Origin of the sequence: Microbacterium sp. (assembly GCF_035554235.1) — a bacterium.
Classification (GTDB): Bacteria; Actinomycetota; Actinomycetes; order Actinomycetales; family Microbacteriaceae; genus Microbacterium.
The window spans coordinates 1-15177 of record NZ_DATMIO010000208.1 but is presented as its reverse complement, the minus strand read 5'-3'; the positions used below and the strand labels follow the sequence as shown (position 1 = coordinate 15177).

Annotated in this window: 13 protein-coding genes; 12 read left to right on the top strand and 1 reads right to left on the bottom strand. The window is 67.5% G+C overall.

Translation table 11 applies throughout. The features are described 5' to 3' along the window. Positions 1-120: 120 nt before the first annotated feature. The 12 genes from VNT50_RS10915 to VNT50_RS10860 all read left to right on the top strand — a co-directional run bounded on the left by VNT50_RS10915 (position 121) and on the right by VNT50_RS10860 (position 14303). Positions 121-1440: an ABC transporter substrate-binding protein gene (locus tag VNT50_RS10915; protein ID WP_325485144.1), complete on the top strand. Its 1320-nt coding sequence runs from the start codon at positions 121-123 to the stop codon at positions 1438-1440. Between the two features lie 182 nt (positions 1441-1622). After that, on the top strand, positions 1623-2492 hold the full coding sequence (locus tag VNT50_RS10910) for a carbohydrate ABC transporter permease (protein ID WP_325485143.1): 870 nt from the start codon (positions 1623-1625) through the stop codon (positions 2490-2492). After that, positions 2492-3355 carry a carbohydrate ABC transporter permease gene (locus VNT50_RS10905; RefSeq protein WP_325485142.1) on the top strand — a complete coding sequence of 288 codons (864 nt, stop codon included), beginning with the start codon at positions 2492-2494 and terminating at the stop codon, positions 3353-3355. Before VNT50_RS10910 ends, VNT50_RS10905 begins: the two co-directional genes overlap by 1 nt. A 68-nt stretch (positions 3356-3423) precedes the next feature. Beyond that, positions 3424-4392: a glycoside hydrolase family protein gene (locus VNT50_RS10900; RefSeq protein WP_325485141.1), complete on the top strand. Its 969-nt coding sequence runs from the start codon at positions 3424-3426 to the stop codon at positions 4390-4392. A 14-nt stretch (positions 4393-4406) separates the two neighbouring features. Continuing rightward, complete coding sequence (locus VNT50_RS10895) at positions 4407-5567, top strand: serine hydrolase domain-containing protein (protein ID WP_325485140.1); 1161 nt, start codon at positions 4407-4409, stop codon at positions 5565-5567. After that, positions 5560-6747 (top strand): serine hydrolase domain-containing protein, encoded by a 1188-nt coding sequence (locus VNT50_RS10890; protein WP_325485139.1) that lies wholly within the window; start codon positions 5560-5562, stop codon positions 6745-6747. The genes VNT50_RS10895 and VNT50_RS10890 overlap by 8 nt, the downstream gene beginning before the upstream one ends. 15 nt (positions 6748-6762) lie before the next feature. After that, the gene (locus VNT50_RS10885; protein WP_325485138.1) at positions 6763-7800 is read left to right on the top strand and encodes a LacI family DNA-binding transcriptional regulator; all 1038 of its coding nucleotides are present in this window, start codon (positions 6763-6765) and stop codon (positions 7798-7800) included. Between the two features lie 176 nt (positions 7801-7976). After that, positions 7977-9149: a serine hydrolase domain-containing protein gene (locus tag VNT50_RS10880; protein ID WP_325485137.1), complete on the top strand. Its 1173-nt coding sequence runs from the start codon at positions 7977-7979 to the stop codon at positions 9147-9149. 62 nt (positions 9150-9211) lie between these two features. Beyond that, a complete protein-coding gene (locus VNT50_RS10875) occupies positions 9212-10759 on the top strand; it encodes an ABC transporter substrate-binding protein (RefSeq protein ID WP_325485136.1) in 1548 nt (515 codons plus the stop codon). 54 nt (positions 10760-10813) lie between these two features. Beyond that, a complete protein-coding gene (locus VNT50_RS10870) occupies positions 10814-11755 on the top strand; it encodes an ABC transporter permease (RefSeq protein ID WP_325485135.1) in 942 nt (313 codons plus the stop codon). After that, positions 11752-13473 carry a dipeptide/oligopeptide/nickel ABC transporter permease/ATP-binding protein gene (locus VNT50_RS10865; protein ID WP_325485134.1) on the top strand — a complete coding sequence of 574 codons (1722 nt, stop codon included), beginning with the start codon at positions 11752-11754 and terminating at the stop codon, positions 13471-13473. Before VNT50_RS10870 ends, VNT50_RS10865 begins: the two co-directional genes overlap by 4 nt. Further along, entirely contained in the window at positions 13470-14303 is an 834-nt protein-coding gene (locus VNT50_RS10860; protein ID WP_325485133.1) for an ABC transporter ATP-binding protein, read from the top strand. Before VNT50_RS10865 ends, VNT50_RS10860 begins: the two co-directional genes overlap by 4 nt. A 7-nt stretch (positions 14304-14310) precedes the next feature. Here VNT50_RS10860 and VNT50_RS10855 read toward each other — a convergent pair whose 3' ends face one another. Beyond that, on the bottom strand, positions 14311-14967 hold the full coding sequence (locus tag VNT50_RS10855) for a hypothetical protein (RefSeq protein ID WP_325485132.1): 657 nt from the start codon (positions 14965-14967) through the stop codon (positions 14311-14313). Positions 14968-15177: the final 210 nt, after the last annotated feature.

Below are 15177 nucleotides of genomic sequence, written 5' to 3'. Positions count from 1 at the left end.
CGTTTCATCGAATCTGCTCTTGCCGCACACATGATCATCGTGCTAGACATTCGTGCTGAACGCATTTAGCGCTCGCTCTTCGCACCCAGGGACAAAGGAGTCAATCCGACAATGCGAGTTTTGAACCGTCGGCGAACCGCCGTCACACTGGCTGTCATCGGCGCCGCTGCGCTGACGTTGACCGCATGCACGGCACCCGCCGGAGAGATTCAGGAGGGGGAGGACACCGGTGAGCTCACCCTCTGGCTGCAAGACGGCGAGTCTCCCGAGTCGATCGTCATTAACGAGTTGGTCGACCAGTTCGAAGCCGAGAACGAGGGTGTCACGATCAAGCTGCGCGGCATCGCCCAGGCGGACTACAACCAGACCATCCTGACCACGCCGAACGACGAACTGGGAGATGTGCTTCTCGTCGACGGTCCCAACATCGCCGCCTACGCCTACAACGGCAAGATCGCGCCGCTCGGTGAGTGGCTCTCGGACGACACGATCGACAATCAGTCCGACCCGGTCGTGCAGCAGAACACGTATGCCGATGGGCTGTACGCGATCAGTCTGATCAACTCCGGAATGGGCCTCTGGGGAAACAAGGCGCTTCTCGATGCCGCCGGCATCACGCTGCCCACCTCGCCCGAGGATGCCTGGACGGCGGAGGAGTTCAGCGAGGTGCTCGCGACCCTGGCCGCACAGGATCCGGACGGCAAGCCGTTCGGAATCGCCGAGAACTACGGACTCACCAGCGAGTACGGCATCTACGGATTCGCGCCGGTGATCTGGTCGGCAGGTTCACCGATCATCAAGGACGGCAAGGCCGAGGGGGCGCTCGACTCCGACGCCGCCGTGGACGCCATGACCACTTTCGCGTCGTGGCGCCAGTACGTGGACCCCGACACCGACGGTCAGGCGTTCCACTCGGGCCGAGTGGCTCTGCAGTGGATGGGGCACTGGAACTACGTGGCGTACAGCGAGGCGCTCGGCGAGAACCTGCAGGTCGGACCCCTGCCGGACTTCGGGGACGGCGCGAAGACCGGCACGGGCTCGATTGCCTGGGCGATGGGCTCCGGAACCAAGAACGCGAAGCTCGCGGCGAAGTTCCTCGACTTCATGGCCTCGGACGCCAGTGTGACGGCCTATGCCGACGCATCCGGAGCGCCGCCGGCGACGAAGACCGTCGCAGCGACATCCGAGCGGTACGGGCCCGGCGGTCCCCTGGAGATGCTGGGTCAGCAGCTGCTGGATTCCTGCCCGACGGAGAACGATCTCGCGCCCGATTGCGTCGGCGTCGTGCGTCCGGTGACACCCGGGTATCCGACGGTGACCCTCGAGTTCGGCAAGGCCCTGGCGGCGATCTGGGCCGGTGACGACGTCAAGGAGTCGCTCGGTTCCGCCGCGCGCGCCATCGATCGCGACGCCGAGGACAACAACAACTACGAGGACTGATCGTCCGGGGGTCGGCGGTTCCCCCCGCCGCCGGCCCCCGGCATCCTTTCTGGAGCGCCATGTCATCCACTTCTCACGCGGCCACCGCGACCGCGGCGCCCGCCGCCTCACCCTCAACCGCTCCTTCCCCTCGCCGTCGCCTCAGGTCGGGCGATCACTTCGGCCGGGTGGCCGGGCCGAGCATGGCCGCACCCGCCGTCATCCTGCTCGTCGCGTTCCTCGTCGCACCGTTCATCGTCTCGATCGTGCTGTCGTTCTTCCGGGTCCAGCTCAACTCGCCCCGACCCGCGCGCTTCGTCGGGTTCGAGCAGTACGCGCGCCTGTTCACGGATCCGGACATCAGCGCCGACTTCTTCCGCGCGCTCGGCAACAACTTCCTGTTCGTGCTCGCGGTCGTCCCGGCCCAGACGGTCCTCGCGCTCGCGCTCGCGATCCTGCTCAACCGCAAGCTCGCGGGCATCGCCTTCTTCCGCACGGTGTACTTCATGCCTCTCGTGTTCCCGTTCGTTCTCGTCGCGGTCGTCTGGCGCCTCATCTTCGCGCGCGATGAGCGGGGGCTGCTGAACGACTTTCTGGCGACCATCAGCGGCGGTCAGATCGCCGCGCACGACTGGCTGGGCAGCTCGGCGACCGCGCTCGGCGCCATCGTCGTCATGTCCATCTGGCAGAGCGTCGCCTTCCAGATGATCATCTTCCTCGGCGCGCTGCAGGCCGTGCCGCGCGAGCTCTACGAGGCAGCGGAGCTCGACCGGGCCAGCGCGTGGCAGCGGCTCATGAACGTCACCGTGCCCGGCATCCGCAACACGCTCATCTTCGTCGCGCTGCTGACCACCATCTTCGCCTTCAGGCTGTTCGATCAGGTGTACGTCCTGAACTCCAGCGGGTCGATAAACATCGAGAGCACGCAGACGATGATGTTCCAGCTCGTCAACTACGCAACCCGCCTCAACAACGTGGGGCAGGCCGCGGCGATGTCCGTCGTGTTCCTCATCATCGTGGCCACGGTGGCGCTCATCCAGCGCCGGCTGGTGCGTCAAGAGGGGACGATCTGATGGATGACGCCCGAGGAGCCGCGCGACGGCAGCGTCGCCTCTTCCGCTCGCTGCCCACCTATGTGCTGCTGACGGTGATCGGAGTCGTGTTCGCCGTTCCGATCGTGTACCTCTTCGTGGCGAGCTTCGCGCCCAATTCGCAGGTGCTGGGTGGATTCTCCAGCATCAACCCCGCCGACCTCAGCCTCGACAACTATGCGCGCATCTTCTCCTACTTCACGACCGACGCGACGGGCCGCCTGTGGCAGTTCTATGCCGTGACGATCGCCGTCACCGCGGCGGTGGTCATCGGCGGGCTCGTGGTGAACTCGCTGGCCGGCTACGCGCTCGCCCGCATGCGGTGGAGGGGGCGGAATGCGGTGCTGCTGGGCATCGCGCTCGTCACGATCATCCCGTTCGAAGCCGTCGCGGTGCCCCTGTATTACATGCTGAACGGGGAACGCAACACGGTCTACGTGCAGGCGCTGCCCTTCATCGCGAGCGCGTTCTCGATCTTCCTCTTCTACACCTTCTTCCTCGATGTCCCGAAGGAGATCGAAGAAGCGGCCCGCATCGACGGGGCGTCGCCGTTGCGGACGTTCGTCAGCGTCGTTGTTCCGATGACCCGGCCCGCGTTCGCCACGGTCGCCATCCTCACCTTCATCGGGCAGTGGGGCTCCTACTTGTGGCCGGTGCTGATGGTCTCCGATCCGTCCGTGCGTCCACTGGTGCTCCAGCTCGGAGTCTTCCAATCCTCGCAACGACCCGAGTGGGGCAGCGTGATGGCTTTCGGAGTGATCTTCATCCTGCCGCTGCTGATCATGTTCCTCGTCTTCCAGCGCAGTTTCGTCGCGAGCGTCGCGAGTTCGGGCCTGAAGGGCTGAGCCCCCACCGGCCATCCCCAACCGCAACAGCTCCGCTCACCAGCATCCGATCGAAGGGCAACAATTTCATGGCATTCTCTCGCGACGAGTCGTGGGTCTGGGACTTCTGGGTCGCCGATGATGGCGAACTGTTCCACCTCTACTACCTGTTCGCCCCGAAGTCACTGGGCGACCCGGATCTTCGGCACCGCAACGCACGAATCGGCCATGCCACGTCGGCGGATCTGGTCGCGTGGGACGACCACGGCGAGGTTCTGCGTCCGGGGGCCCCGGGAGACATCGACGAGACGGCGACGTGGACCGGCTCCGTCGTCCGGGGCGATGACGGGCTCTGGCGGATGTTCTACACGGGCTCGGTCTTCGCATCGGCGACAAGCACCTCCAACATCGAATCGATCGGCGTGGCCACGTCGGACGACCTGTACACCTGGAGCAAGCGGCCGCTCGCGCTGCGCGCCGATCCGCGGTGGTACGAGACGCTCGGATCCAGCGAGTGGCCCGAAGAGGCGTGGCGAGACCCGTGGGTCTTCCGCGACCCGGACCAGGCCGGCTGGCACATGCTGATCACCGCACGATCCAGGACCGGCGCCGTGCGCAGCCGGGGGGTGATCGGTCACGCCTTCTCGGAGGATCTGGAGTCGTGGGAGGTGCGACCGCCGCTCAGCGCGCTCTCGACGGGATTCGTTCATCTCGAGGTGCCGCAGATCGTCGAGGTCGAAGGGCGCCGGTGCCTGATCTTCTCGGCGGGGGTCAACGACCTCAGCGAGCCAGGGGCAGGGCTCGGGGGCACCTGGGTGCTCGATGATGTGGCGCCGGTCGGTCCGTATCCCATCGAGAGTGCGGTGCCGCTCACCGATCAGAGCCTCTACAGCGGCAGGATCGTCCACGACCGCGACGGCATGGCGAGACTGCTGGCCTTCGAACTGGCATCGGACGGCGGCGAGTTCGGGGGCAGGATCAGCGACCCGCTGCCGCTGCGCCGCGGGGTCGACGGAAGTGTGAATGTATCCCTCGAACGCGCGGGGACGGAGTCATGAGAGGCGAGGCCGGCATGGACGGGTTTGCAGCGGAGGGTTTCGGGCGAGTCGCGGATGCGTTCGCCCGCGTGCTCGAGTACGACGAAGGCTCGGGATGCGAGGTCGCGCTCGTGCGGGACGGCGTGCCCGTCGTCGACCTCTGGGGCGGAACGGATGTGGTGCGCGATCGTCCCTATCCGCAGACCGCTCTCACGCGCGTGGCATCCTGCAGCAAGGGGATCACGGCGACGGCTCTCGGCATCCTGGTCGACCGCGGTCAGCTCGATCCGCACGCGCCGGTCGTGCAGTACTGGCCCGAGTACGGTCAGAACGGCAAGGAATCCACCACCGTGGCGATGGTCGCGTCTCATCAGGCTGGAGTGCCGTTCCCAGAGATCGGCAGCCATCTTCAGGGCCTGGACTACTTCACCAGTCCAGAGCTGGTGCGTGTGCTCGCGCGACAGGCACCGCTCTGGGAGCCCGGAACAGCCGTCGCCTACCACCCGGCCACGGCCGGAGCCATCCTGGACGAGATCGCGTTCAGGGCGAGCGGTCGACGTCTCGCAGAGATCGTGAGGAGCGAAATGGCCGAACCGCTCTCCCTCAGCACATGGCTGGGGTTGCCCCCCGAGCGTCTGCCGGACGTCGTGCACGGGAGGTGGGTCGGGGAGTTCCCCGTGATGACCGGGGGCGTCGGGAAGTATGCCGAGCAGCGGCTTCTGGCGGGTGCCGAGGTGCAGCCGCTCGATCCGGATCCCGACGACGCCGAACAGGTCGCCGCCTACTACGCGGCGAGCGTGCCGGCAGTCGGAGCCGTGACCGACGCGCGATCCCTGGCGCGCATGTACGCCGCCACCATCGGATCGGTGGACGGCACGCGGCTCTACTCGGAGGGCACCTTGCGCGAGCTCACGGCGAGCCTCACCAAGGGCAAGGAGCTTCTGATCGAGAGCGGCACCGCCGGCCCCGATCTGGAGTTCGGATTCGGGTATCAGCTGCCGACCAGCAGCATGCCGGCATTCGGATCCCACAGCTTCGGACACACCGGCGCCGGAGGGCGGCTCGGGCTGGCCGACACCGATCTCGGGATCGGGTTCGGGTTCGTCTGCAGCGCGATGCGCGTGGTCGGGCCGGAGGGCGATCCCCGCTGGGAGCTGCTCACCACGGCGATTCGTGAGGCGATTTCCGGTGTCTGAGCGGGGAGGAGTCGCCGGCGCGGTCGCGCCGGGATTCGAGCGCGTCGCACAGGCGTTCGACCGGATCATCGCCGATCGGCCCCGCGCGGGCGCAGCGGTCGCGATTCGCCTGAACGGGGAGCCCGTCGTGGACCTGTGGGGCGGCCTCGCGGATGGCCCTGGGGGCCGACAATGGCAGGCGGACACGCCGAGCGTCATCTTCTCGGGCACGAAGGGAGTGATGGCGATCCTCGCGGCCCAGCTGGTCGAGAAGGGGATGCTGGACTACGAGAGCCCCGTCGCGGACTATTGGCCGGAGTTCGCGCAGAACGGCAAAGCGCACGTTCGGATCAGCGACATCCTCTCGCACCGCGCGGGCCTGCCCACGCTCGCCGAGGACCTCTCCCCGGAAGACATCCAGGACTGGGAGCTGGTCACGTCCCGTCTCGCTGCAGAGCAGCCGCTGTGGGAGCCGGGAACGGCGCACGCATATCACCCGATCACGCACGGCTGGCTGATCGGCGAGGTCCTCCGGCGGATCACGGGGCTCGGTCCTGGGGACCTGCTCACACGCGAACTGACGGAGCCGCTATCCGTGGAGGCGTGGATAGGCGTTCCCGAGAGCGTTCGTGCACGGGTCGCGTATCTCACGATGGAACCCCCCACGCCCGAGCTCGTGCGGTCCTTCGAGGAGGCTCGACCCGGCCCCGCGCCGAGCTGGGTGCAGCGAACCGCCACACTGGGCGGGGCACTTCCGCCGGCGCTCATCGGCGAGACCTCAGGCTTTAACGACCCCGCGATCCGCGCGGCCCAGATTCCTGGGGCGGGCGGCATCGCCACGGCCCCCGCGATGGCCGCGATCTGGTCGTCGACCGTGGTGGCGACGAACGGTTTCCGCAGCCTGGAGGATTCCACTCGGGCCCGTGCGACTCTCGTTCAGAGCGAGGGTCCGAGCGTCGATGCGGCGCCGCCCCCATACGCGCGATGGGCGATGGGCTTTCAGCTCGATTCACCGGCGCGAAGGTACCTGACCGCTTCGTCGTTCGGGCATGACGGCGCCGGTGGACAGGTGATGTTCGCCGATCCTGGTCTGAAGGTCGGCTTCGCCTTCCTGACGAACCTGATGCTGCCGCTCGGTGACGCGCGCGCGACATCCCTGATCGATGCCCTTCGCGCCTGTCTCGACGAGAACCCCCGGTAAAATGCGGACGGGACCATGACGAATCCGAAGCGCGCGACCCTCGCCGATGTCGCCAGGCGGGCGGGTCTGTCGACCGCAGCGGCGTCGCTGATCCTGAACGATCGGCCCGACACCCGACTTTCGCCGGATGCTCGCGAACGAGTGCTCAAGGCTGCCGCGGAGCTCGGCTACCGGCCGAACGTGGCGGCACGAGGGCTGCGCACATCGATCACGAACACCATCGGATTCATATCCGACGACGTGTCGGTCACCCGATTCGCGAGCGGGCTGATCCGCGGCGCGCTGCGGGCCGCCGAAGGGGTCGATCATGTGCTGCTCGTCATCGAGACCGGCGACGATCGGGTTCGCGAATCGCGCGCCGTCGACGCCGTTCTCGACCGCCAGGTCGACGGGATAATCTTCGCCGCGATGCGCGCACGCGAGATTGAGATCCCCCCGGTTCCGCCGGGAACGAGAACCGTGCTGCTGAACGCCACGAGCGCCACGGCCCGCGCCTCCGTGCTCCCGGCCGAGTTCGACGGAGGACGAACGGCGATCGAGACTCTCGTGCGGATGGGACACCGCTCGGGGATCGTCATGGTCGGCCAGGATGCGAACCGGACGGGCGACACGCTCAAGTCCCGAAGCGTGGAGGCCCGCGTCTCGGGCATCTTCGCGGAGATGAACGCGCGGGGGCTCGCGTTCGACGCCGAACTCGCCGTAGCGGATTGGAACTCGGACTCGGCCTACGGCGTGCTGCGGCAATATCTCTCGACCGGCCGCACGCCCCGGTGCGTTCTCGTACTCAATGACCCGATGGCATTCGGGGTGTACCGCGCGCTCGCCGAGTTCGACCTGACGATCCCTGGCGACGTCTCGGTTCTCAGCTTCGACAATGACGAGCTGGGCGACTATCTCCGCCCCCGCCTCACGACGGTGGGGCTTCCTTTCGAGGCGATGGGAGAGGCCGCGGTGGAACTCCTGCTGTCGGGAACCGACGAGGACCGGTTGGTGCCGATGCCCGTGGTCTTCCGGGATTCGCTGGCCGGACCGTCGGCACGGACGGCGTCGTGACCGACCACGCAGACGCACGGCGTTCGAACAGGGATCCCGGCGATGCGAGGGCGCTGAGAGCCTCCGGGGAGTAGCGAGAAGTGTTTTGCGCAGACGGGCTCCCTGTGCTATAAATTGGTAGCTGAATGGATTTAGCATCGTCTGAACCGATCTATCCCGACAATGAGGTCACGCAGATGTCGACACAATCAACCAGCCCGTCGATCCACGGTTCCGTGCTCCCGGGCTTCAAGCCGCTGGCAGCGGCCTTCGGGGATGTGCTTTCGAGGTGCCACGACGGCGGGGCGTCCCTGCACGTGCGCGTCGACGGCGAAGTCGTCGCCGATCTGTGGGGCGGCCAGGCCGGCCCCGGGCGCCAGTGGCTCGATGACACCCCGACGGTGATCTTCTCCTGCACGAAGGGGCTGGTGAGCATCGCGGTCGGCGAACTCGTCAGACAGGATCTGGTCGACCTCGATGCCCCGCTGTCGCAGTACTGGCCGGAGTTCACCGGGGGAGGCAAAGAGACCGTCTCCGTCGGTGACGTGCTCGCCCACAAGGCGGGCGTACCGCTGGTGCGGCAGATCCTGCAGACAGAGGACATTCTCGACACTGCCCACATCACCGCTCTCCTCGCGGCCGAACCTCCGTTTCTGGAGCCCGGGACGAGCCACATCTATCACGGACTGACGTTCGGCTGGCTCGCCGGCGAACTGGTCCGCCGCGTCACGGGCGCCTCGATCGGCACCTACCTGCGCGAGCGCATCGCGGGCCCTCTCGGGGCAGACGCGTGGATCGGCATCGACCCCACTCAGACGCCTCGCGTCGCCCAGCTGCAGGTCTGGGGTGGCTACCCGCCTCAGCCCGAGGCTCCCGCGGAACCCCGCAATGAGCTCGAACGCTATGCCGCACAGGCCATGACCTTCGGCGGTGCGATCCCGTTCGAGTTCGCCGACCCGGGGCGCGGATTCAACGACCCTCGTCTTCAGCAGGCCGAGATCCCCGGCGCGGGGGGCATCGCGACCGCGCGAGCGCTGGCCACGATCTGGAGCGCGACCGTCTCATCGAACGAGCAGATCACGCTGCTCGACCCCGCAACCATCGAGGCGATGACCATCGAACGCAGCGCCGGCGTTCCCGCGGTGCCGATGCCGCCGCCGTGGCCTCGCTGGGGCGCGGGCTTCATGCTCACCTCCGATGCGCGACCGCTGCTTTCGGACCGTTCGTTCGGCCACGACGGCCTCGGCGGTCAGGTCGGGTTCGCCGACGACGCCGCCCGGGTGGGCTTCGGTTTCGTCACGAACGACCTCCAGTTCGAGGGCGACACACGCGCCACCGACCTCGTCGCCGCCCTTCGGCAATGCCTCTGAGCTCCACACACCTTCTCCGAATACCCGTTCCTCGCACATTCACAACACAGAAAGCACGGATCATGAAGAAGACACGCGCCATCGTTGCCGCCACAGCAGCCCTCGCCGTCCTGGCGCTGGGCGGCTGCACGTCGGGCGGGGGCTCTGCGCCCCCGGTCGACACCACACTGACGGTCGGCATCAACACGCCGCCCATCTCGCTCGACCCGCTGCGTGCCGCACTCGGCAACGGCCGCTGGTACGAGGACCCCGCCTACACCTCGGTGCTCGACCTCAACGACGACGGTGAAGTCATCGCGGGGCTCGCAGACGAGTGGGGCTATGTCGGCGAGGGGAACACCAAGTTCTCGTTCACCCTCAAGCCCGACCTCGAGTTCTCGGACGGCACGCCCTTGACCGCGCAGTCGGTGGTCGACTCCTACAACTACTTCGTCGCAAACGGGAGCGGACCCACCCGCCCGTACTTCTTCGCGATCACCGCGGAGGCGGTCGATGACCTGACCGTCGAGCTGACGAGCGCAACTCCCAACCCGATCATGGATCAGCTCGTGACGGGCGACTACTACGCGTTCGCGCCGATCAGCCCCGCCGGCCTCGCCGACGACACCGCGCGAGCGGGCGACACGTTCGGCATCGGTCCCTACGTGCTCGACAAAGAGGCCACCATCCCGGATAACGTCTACGTCTACGTCAAGAACGAGAACTACTTCGACGAGGATGCCGCGAAGTACGAGAAGATCGAGGTCAAGGTCATCCCGGACTACACGCAGCAGGTCCAGGCGCTGAACACCGGCCAGGTGGAGCTCATCCAGGTCGATCCCAACGTCGCGTCCACGCTGAAGGACCCCGCGACCGTTCTGGAGCGCGCCAGCAGCTGGAACGGACTTCTGCTCACCGACCGCGGGGGCGTCAACACTCCGGCGCTCGCCGACGAGCGCGTGCGACAAGCACTTGCGTGGGCGATCGACCGCGAGGCCGTCGCCAAGGCGAGCGTGGGCGAGTACGGCACGGCCACGACGCAGGTCGCCATCGACGGCGACCCGTCATGGGGCTACGATCCTGAGCTCGAAGACGCGTACACGCAGGACCTCGACAAGGCGAAGGATCTGCTCGCGGAGGCCGGCTACCCCGACGGCTTCAGCTTCACCGCGCTCTACCAGGGACCGTCGCAGGCCGACAGCAAGCTGGTTCAGGCGCTCGCGTCCGACTTCGCCAAGATCGGCGTGACGATGGAGCTCAAGCCCGAAGCCGACTTCGGTGCGTGGGTCACGGATTTCACCTCCGGTCAGTACTCCGCGTCGATCTTCGGCGGCGGAGGGGTCATGTTCCTGTTCGCACAAGGCTTCTGGATGCCCGACGGCATCATGAACCCTTACAAGGTGAGCGATCAGGAGATGAACGACGCGATGGCCGCACTGGCCGTGGCTGAGGGCGACGAGGTCGGACCCGCCGCTCAGGAGGTGAACCGGGTCGCTACGCTGAACGCGCTGAGCATCCCGGTCTACCAGCAGACCCTGATCTACGCCCACGCCGACTCCGTGTCGGACGTGACATGGGTGGGCAGCTCGTCCAACCTGAACTCCATCACTCACTGGACGCCCGCCAGCTGATTCATCGGATGGGCGGGGCGCGCAGGCGCCCCGCCCATCCCGGAAGGGCTCAACATGCTCCGTCTGATCGGGCGCCGACTGGCGCTCGCCGTTCCGCTCCTGCTCGTCGTGTCGATGATCACGTTCTTTCTGCAGAGCCTCCTGCCCGGCGACGCCGCCCGGGCGTTCCTCGGGATCAACGCGACCCCCGAGCAGTACGAAGCCCTCCGAGAGGCGCTCCACCTGAACGAGCCGATCCTCGTGCAGTACTGGATCTACCTGAGCGGTGTGCTCCAGGGCGATTTCGGCACGTCGATCTACACCGGGCAGCCCGTGCTCGAGACCATCGCCCAGCGCCTGCCGATCTCGCTGTCGCTGATCATCGGCGGAACGCTCGTCGCGGCCCTGGTGGGAGTCCTCTTCGGCATTCTCAGCGCGACGCGCGGCCCGATCGTGCGCCGCATCGTTGATGTGGGCTCGCTCATCGGCGGCGCGCTGCCGGGCTTCTGGCTGGGCCTCGTGCTCTCCCTCATCTTCGCCGGCATGCTGGGCTGGTTTCCGTCCACCGGGTACGTCGACTTCTCGACCTCCCCCGCTCTGTGGGCATCCAGCCTCGTCCTCCCGGTCGCCGCGCTCGCCATCGGCGCCGTGGGAATCATCGCCAAGGTGACGCGCGACCAGATGCTCACCACCGTTCAGCAGCCGTACATCCGCACACTTCGAGCGGCCGGCGCCTCAGAGACATCGATCATCTGGAAGCACGCGCTGCGGGGGGCCGGCATCGGCATCCTCACCGTCGTCGGCCTCGTCTTCATCGGCTCGCTCTCGGGCACCGTGCTGGTGGAGACCGTCTTCGTTCTTCCGGGACTCGGCGGGCTCGCCGTGAGCGCAACCGCGCGGCACGACATTCCGGTCATCCAGGGAATCGCGCTGACCTTCACCTTGATCGTGATCATCGTCAACCTGCTCGTGGACATCGCCTACGCCCTTCTGAACCCGAAGGTACGGACCTCATGACTTCAGATATCGCCGCAGTGGCTGAGGCCGCGAGCACCCCTCGGACGCGCCGCCGTCCGACCGTGAATCCGCTCGCCGCCGTCGCCGCGCTCATCATCATCACGGTGACGATCCTGGTCGCCCTCGCCGAGTGGATCGCCCCGTATGATCCCCTCCAGCAGGATCTGACGGCCATCCTCCAGCTCCCGTCCGCGGCCCACTGGCTCGGCACCGACACGCTCGGGCGCGACACCCTCTCCCGGCTCCTGTTCGGGGGGCAGCCGGCTCTGACGGGGGCGCTGACCGCGCTGGTGATCTTTGCGCTCATCGGCATCGTCTTCGGAATTCTCGCCGGGTACCTCGGCGGGTGGGTCGACAGGGCGGTGAGCACCGTGGTCGATCTGATGATGTCGCTGCCCGGAATCATCATCGTCCTAGCCGTCCTGGCGGTCTTCAGCCAGAACCTCTACGCCGCCATGATCACCGCGGGCATCATCGCCGCGGGGAGCCTCGTCCGTGTCGTACGGAGCTCCGTATTGGCGATCCGGGAGGAGCTCTATGTCGCCGCCGCCCGGATATCGGGAATCGGCCCGGCGCGGATCATGGGCAGGCACATTCTTCCCGGGCTGGTCGGACCGGTGTCGGTTCAGCTGGCGCTCTTCGCCGGCGGAGCCCTCGCCCTCCAGACAGGACTCGGATTCCTCGGCCTGGCCACCACCCCTCCGGCCCCCAGCTGGGGCGGGATGGTCGGTGAGGCGGCGCCCGTGATGTTCCAGGCGCCCTTCTTCCTCTTCGTCACCGGTGGCACCATCACGCTGCTCACGCTCGCCTTCGGCCTGCTCGGCGACGGGATCCGCGACTTCAACGAGGGACGCACCCGCGGTCAGGCCTTTGCGTCGCCGGAACGTCGCACTCCCGTCGCGCAACCCGAAGCGCTGACCGGCGAGGCTCCCTTGCTCCGCGTCGAGAACTATTCCGTCAGCTTCCAGGGATCGCCGCCGAAGGACGTCGTGCGCGGCATCTCGTTCACCGTCGATCGCGGTGAGATCGTGGGCCTCGTCGGCGAGTCCGGCAGCGGCAAGACGGTCACGGGGCTTTCGCTCCTGGGTCTGCTGCCGCACTCGGCGATGGTCTCCAGCGGCGGCGCGTGGCTCGACGCCGCGCCGCTCACGGCCATGTCGAAGCAGCAGATGCGGGCCGTCCGCGGCAAGCGCATCGGACTGGTCTCGCAGGAGCCGATGGCAGCCCTCGACCCGCTCTTCACGATCGGCTCGCAGATGAACGAGGTGCTGAGCCGACTGACGACTCTTCGTGGTGGGGCGCGCACCGTCCGCGCACGCGAGCTTCTTGCACAGGTCGGCCTGGCGGGGGCGGAGGAGATTCTCCGGAAGTACCCCCACGAGCTCTCCGGCGGGATGCTGCAGAGGATCGCGATCGCGATCGCCCTCGCCGGCGAGCCCGATCTGATCATCGCCGACGAACCGACCACGGCGCTCGATGTCACCGTCCAGGCGGGAATCCTCGAGCTGCTCCGCTCCCTCCGCGAGCAGCGGGGACTGGCCGTCCTGATGATCACCCACGATCTCGCGGTCGTCGCCGACATCTGCGACAGGGTGCTGGTCATGCGCGACGGGGAGATCGTCGAGCGAGCCGATGTCGACACCCTCTTCGCCGCACCCAGCCATGAGTACACCGCCACCCTGATCAGAAGCACGCCCACTCTTGTGGAGATCCCATGAACAGCACGCCTGCACTCACCGTCGAGGGTCTCGCCGTCGAGTATCCCGGCCGGTGGCGACGCCCGCCCGCGCGAGTGATCCACGATGTCTCGTTCTCGGTCGACAAGCACGAGACGCTGGCTCTGGTCGGCGAGTCCGGATCGGGCAAGTCGACGATCGGCAAAGCGATCCTCGGGCTCACGGCAGCGACCGAGGGCGCCATCCGTCTCAATGGGCGTGAGATCACCCATCTGTCCACCCGCGGACGCAGGGCGATCGCCGGCGAGCTTCAGGCGATCTTCCAGAACCCATACGGCTCACTGAACCCCGCTCTCACGATCGGGCAGTCGCTCGCGGAGCCGATTCTGGCGGTCAGGGGCGGTTCGGCCAAGCAGGCACGCGCTGCGAGCCTCGAGGTGCTCGAGCGGGTCGGCATGCCTGGCGATACGCTGGATCGCTTTCCGGGTGACTTCAGCGGAGGGCAGAGGCAGCGCATCTGCATCGCGCGCGCCGCTGTGCTTCGCCCCAGCGTGATCATCTGCGACGAACCGACGAGCGCACTCGATGTGACCACTCAGGCGAAGGTGCTCGAGCTCCTGAAGGAGTTGCAGGTGACACTCGGGGTCGCCTACCTGTTCATCACGCACGACCTCGCCGTCGTCCGGGAGTTCGCTCACCGCACGATCGTGCTCAACAAGGGCTATCTCGTGGAAGAAGGACTCACTTCCGACGTCTGTTCGCGCCCGAGGGACGCGTACACCCGAGAACTGCTCCAGTCCGCTCCGGTGCCGAACCCGGCGATTCAGCGTGAGCGGCGGGCACAGCGGCGGGCCGCTGCGCTGGCCGAGTAGACCGCCGTCACCGGCCGAGTCCGACGCGATCCACCCTGCGGTGGTACCGCATTCCCGCCGCGCCGCCGAGGATCGCGCCGGCGAGGGTGACCACGGCGGCGCCGACGGCGGTCAGGATGCCGGTGGCCGTTGCCGTCTCGGGCGTCACCGGGATCCGGGGAAAGCTGTCGAGGTCTGCGAGGATGTCCCACTGGCTGCCGGCGGTGGCGGTGATGACCGCGACGACGATGGCGATGACGACCGCCCAGAGCCACACCGCGATGCCCTGTTTGACTCCGCTGAACCGCGCCATCCTGCCGGCGACGTAACCGCCGGCGAAATAGGCGACCAGAAGCACCAGCCCCAGCACGATGGCCCCGACGACGCCCACCGTGCCGGTGTTCTCGGCGGCGACGTCGGCGGCCTCATCGACCGTCCCGGCACCGAACCCGATCGCCGCAGCAACGGCCGCGACGAGCGCAGTCAGCAGCACCGCCGTGCCCGTGGCGGTCAGCCAGCCGAAGAACGCCGAACCGAACTTGAATCCGCCGAAGCGCGCCTGCTCCCGCTCCAGCACGTCGTTGTGCAGGGTTTCCGTCCGCTCGACCGGGGCCGCTGAGTGATCCGGGGCGGCTTCGTACGCGGCGGCGCCGGGCGTGCGGGCATCGGGATTGTCAGTACTCATGCCGAGAACGCTAACCAGCCCGGACGATCTCTCTCAGCGGCTTGCCAGGGCGACGGCGCCGGCGTATCCTCCCCGCGCCTCGACGGGTCGCGTCGACGCGACGCGCGTGACGCGCACTATGCCTGCGCGACCGATGCAGCGCAACCCCCAGCCCCGGGCGCGCGGCCTGCGTCATGCTGTCCTCCGGGATGAGCGACACGAAGACGGAGG

What these genes read in the sequence shown, in the direction of transcription:
- VNT50_RS10910 (WP_325485143.1), top strand. Translation starts at nt 1,623, where the DNA reads ATGGCCGCACCCGCCGTCATCCTGCTCGTCGCGTTCCTCGTCGCACCG.
- VNT50_RS10905 (WP_325485142.1), top strand. Translation starts at nt 2,492, where the DNA reads ATGGATGACGCCCGAGGAGCCGCGCGACGGCAGCGTCGCCTCTTCCGC.
- VNT50_RS10900 (WP_325485141.1), top strand. Translation starts at nt 3,424, where the DNA reads ATGGCATTCTCTCGCGACGAGTCGTGGGTCTGGGACTTCTGGGTCGCC.
- VNT50_RS10895 (WP_325485140.1), top strand. Translation starts at nt 4,407, where the DNA reads ATGGACGGGTTTGCAGCGGAGGGTTTCGGGCGAGTCGCGGATGCGTTC.
- VNT50_RS10885 (WP_325485138.1), top strand. Translation starts at nt 6,763, where the DNA reads ATGACGAATCCGAAGCGCGCGACCCTCGCCGATGTCGCCAGGCGGGCG.
- VNT50_RS10880 (WP_325485137.1), top strand. Translation starts at nt 7,977, where the DNA reads ATGTCGACACAATCAACCAGCCCGTCGATCCACGGTTCCGTGCTCCCG.
- VNT50_RS10875 (WP_325485136.1), top strand. Translation starts at nt 9,212, where the DNA reads ATGAAGAAGACACGCGCCATCGTTGCCGCCACAGCAGCCCTCGCCGTC.
- VNT50_RS10870 (WP_325485135.1), top strand. Translation starts at nt 10,814, where the DNA reads ATGCTCCGTCTGATCGGGCGCCGACTGGCGCTCGCCGTTCCGCTCCTG.
- VNT50_RS10865 (WP_325485134.1), top strand. Translation starts at nt 11,752, where the DNA reads ATGACTTCAGATATCGCCGCAGTGGCTGAGGCCGCGAGCACCCCTCGG.
- VNT50_RS10860 (WP_325485133.1), top strand. Translation starts at nt 13,470, where the DNA reads ATGAACAGCACGCCTGCACTCACCGTCGAGGGTCTCGCCGTCGAGTAT.
- VNT50_RS10855 (WP_325485132.1), bottom strand. Translation starts at nt 14,967, where the DNA reads ATGAGTACTGACAATCCCGATGCCCGCACGCCCGGCGCCGCCGCGTAC.